Below are 2,490 nucleotides of genomic sequence, written 5' to 3' on the forward strand. Positions count from 1 at the left end.
GCCGCCGGCCGCGGCGCGGACGCGCGCGCAGTGCATACGCAGGCGCATGCGCGCGGCGCGGCGCGCGAAACGCCGCGGCGACGCGGCGCGCTTGCGATTCCGTAACGCAGTTGGCCAAAACGGCGCCATTGGCCGCGCGGCCGCACTTGTCAGCCCGACACCGCTTGCGCAAGGTGGGCCCCGGCCGGAATCCATACGGACCGGGGTTTCCGCTGCCTTCGCCACGCCATTCCGGTTCGCCCAGCGAGTCGAACCTCCCATGAGCAAATCGCGCGTCTTCGCGGCCCTCGTCGCCGCCGGCCTGTTGAGCTTCGCCACCCATGCCCTGGCCGACATCTTCGTTCCGATCAAGCCGTGCCCGCCGGGCAAGGTCGAGAAGCTGATTCCCGGCAAGAACGGCCAGCCGATCCGGGTGTGCGTGTGATCTGAGCCGGTCAAGCGAGCCGATCCTGCGGCCCGGGGCGGCGTCGCCGCCCCGGGCCGTTCGATGTTTGCGGGTGTCGATCGCACACGGTGCGTGCGTTGCGCGGCTGCGGGGCCGGTTCCGGCCGCGCCGGCGGCATGCTGGCCGCGCTGCCGCCGCTCAGGCGCGCGCGTCGCTCACCACCGCCGCCGCGCTGCGGTTGCCGTCGACGACCCGGTCGCGGCCCTCGGCCTTGGCCCGGTACAGCGCCGCGTCGGCGCTTTGCAGCAGTTGCTGCGGCGTGTCGCGCTCGCCCTGCGAGGTGGCCAGGCCGATCGAGCAGGTCGCCGGGCCGAAGGTCTGACGCAGGTGCACGATGGTGGTCGCGGCGATCGCCGCGCGGATGCGTTCGGCGCGTTGCGCGGCGGCCGCGGCGTCGGCTTCCGGCAGCACGATGGTGAATTCCTCGCCGCCGTAGCGGCAGGCGATGTCCTCGTTGCGCACCAGTTCCTGCAGCAGCTGGCCGATCCGCGCCAGCAGCGCGTCGCCGGCGGCGTGGCCGTGGGTGTCGTTGAAACGCTTGAAGTGGTCGACGTCGAGCATCAGCACCGACAGCGGCAGGTGCCGGCGCTGGCAGCGCAGCAGTTCGCGCTGCAGGTTCTCTTCCAGGTAGCGGCGGTTGAACAGGCCGGTCAGCGGGTCGCGCAGCGACTGCACGCGCAGGGTTTCGCGCAGTTGCAGGTTGACGATGGCCAGGCTGAGCTGTTCGGCGATGGCCTGGACCAGGGCCAGGTCGGCCTCGCGCGGCGGCCGCGCGCCGCTCAGGCACAGCAGGCCGAGCGAGGTGTTCTGCGCCATCAGCGGCACGCACAGGCTCCAGCGCGGGTCGTCGTCGCCGGCGTGGGCGCGCTGCGGGTCGGCGCGCTCCAGGTGGGCGCAGCGCACGCCGCCGTCGTGGGCCTGGCTGCGGTGGACCTGGCCGCGGCGCAGCGCCCAGCAGTCGTTGGGGTGCAGCAGGTCGGCGCTGGCGATGGCTTCGCGGCCGAAGCGCGCGGCGGTCTCGGCCAGGTTCTGCGAGGCGCGCAGGACGTAGCAGCGCCCGCCCAGTTCCGGGATCAGGTCGGCGATGACGTGCGCGGTCATGTCCAGCGCTTCTTCGAGCGTCTGGCAGCTCTGCAGCAGGCCGGCGTAATGGCTGAGGCTGCGGTGGCGCTCGGTCAGGCGCTGGCGTTCGGCCGCCGAGGCCTCCAGTTCGGCCAGCGCCTGCCGGCTTTCGCGCTCCAGCGCGCGGCTGCGGCGGTTTTCCTGCCACAGGCTCAGCATCAGCAGGGCCAGCAGGCTCAGCGCCAGCAGCAGGCCGCCGACCACCAGCGCGGTCAGCAGGGCGGCGTTGCGCTCGGTGCGCGCGTCGCGCGAGGCCAGCAGGCCGCGTTCGTGCTCGCGCATGTTGTCGGCCACCGCGGTCAGCGCGCGCATCTGCTCGGCGCCGTTGCTGGTCAGGCTGCTGAGCCGGGCCTGCTGCGGGTCGCGCAGGTGCAGTTCCAGCAGCCGGTCGATCTCGGCCAGGCGCTGGCGCACCCGCCGCTCGATGTCGCGCGCCAGGCGGTGCTGCAGCGGGTTGTCGCGGGTCAGCGCGATCAACTGGGCCGAATGGCTCAGCGCCGCGGGGATGCTGGACAGGTACTCGGCGTGCAGGTCGGAGCGGTCGGTGAGGCGGTAGCCGCGGGCGCTGGATTCGACCGTGCGGGTCGCCGCCAGGGTCGATTCGATCTCGGCGATGACCTGGTAGGAATGTTCGACCCATTGCGCGCTCTCGGCGAAGCTGCGCAGCCCGACCACGGTGGCCAGGCCGACCACGGCCAGCAGCGCCGCCGCCAGCAGGAACGCCGGCAGCCGGTAGGCGCGGTAGCGCGAGGCCAGGCGCGCGTGGCGTGGTGCGGCGGCGGGCTGGGACGGCGAGGGCGGCGGGGGCTGGGCCAAGACGAGCTCGGGAGACGGTCCGACCGGGGCAGTGTCCCACACCGGCGCTACGCCGCCGTGCACGCCGCCGTCCGCCGGCCGGCGCGCAGCCGCCGCCCGGCGGCGCG

At 73.8% G+C, this 2,490-nt stretch carries 2 protein-coding genes; one reads left to right on the plus strand and one right to left on the minus strand.

The features are described from left to right. Positions 1-424: hypothetical protein (locus A7A76_RS24695; RefSeq protein ID WP_206413805.1), on the plus strand; the 424-nt coding region annotated here is incomplete at its 5' end. Positions 425-583: 159 nt separating this feature from the next. Here the strand turns inward: A7A76_RS24695 and A7A76_RS24700 are convergent. Beyond that, positions 584-2,383 (minus strand): sensor domain-containing diguanylate cyclase, encoded by a 1,800-nt coding sequence (locus tag A7A76_RS24700; protein WP_206413806.1) that lies wholly within the window; start codon positions 2,381-2,383, stop codon positions 584-586. Positions 2,384-2,490: the final 107 nt, after the last annotated feature.

The sequence above is a fragment of the Lysobacter enzymogenes genome (genome assembly GCF_017168095.1).
Classification (GTDB): Bacteria; Pseudomonadota; Gammaproteobacteria; order Xanthomonadales; family Xanthomonadaceae; genus Lysobacter; species Lysobacter enzymogenes_D.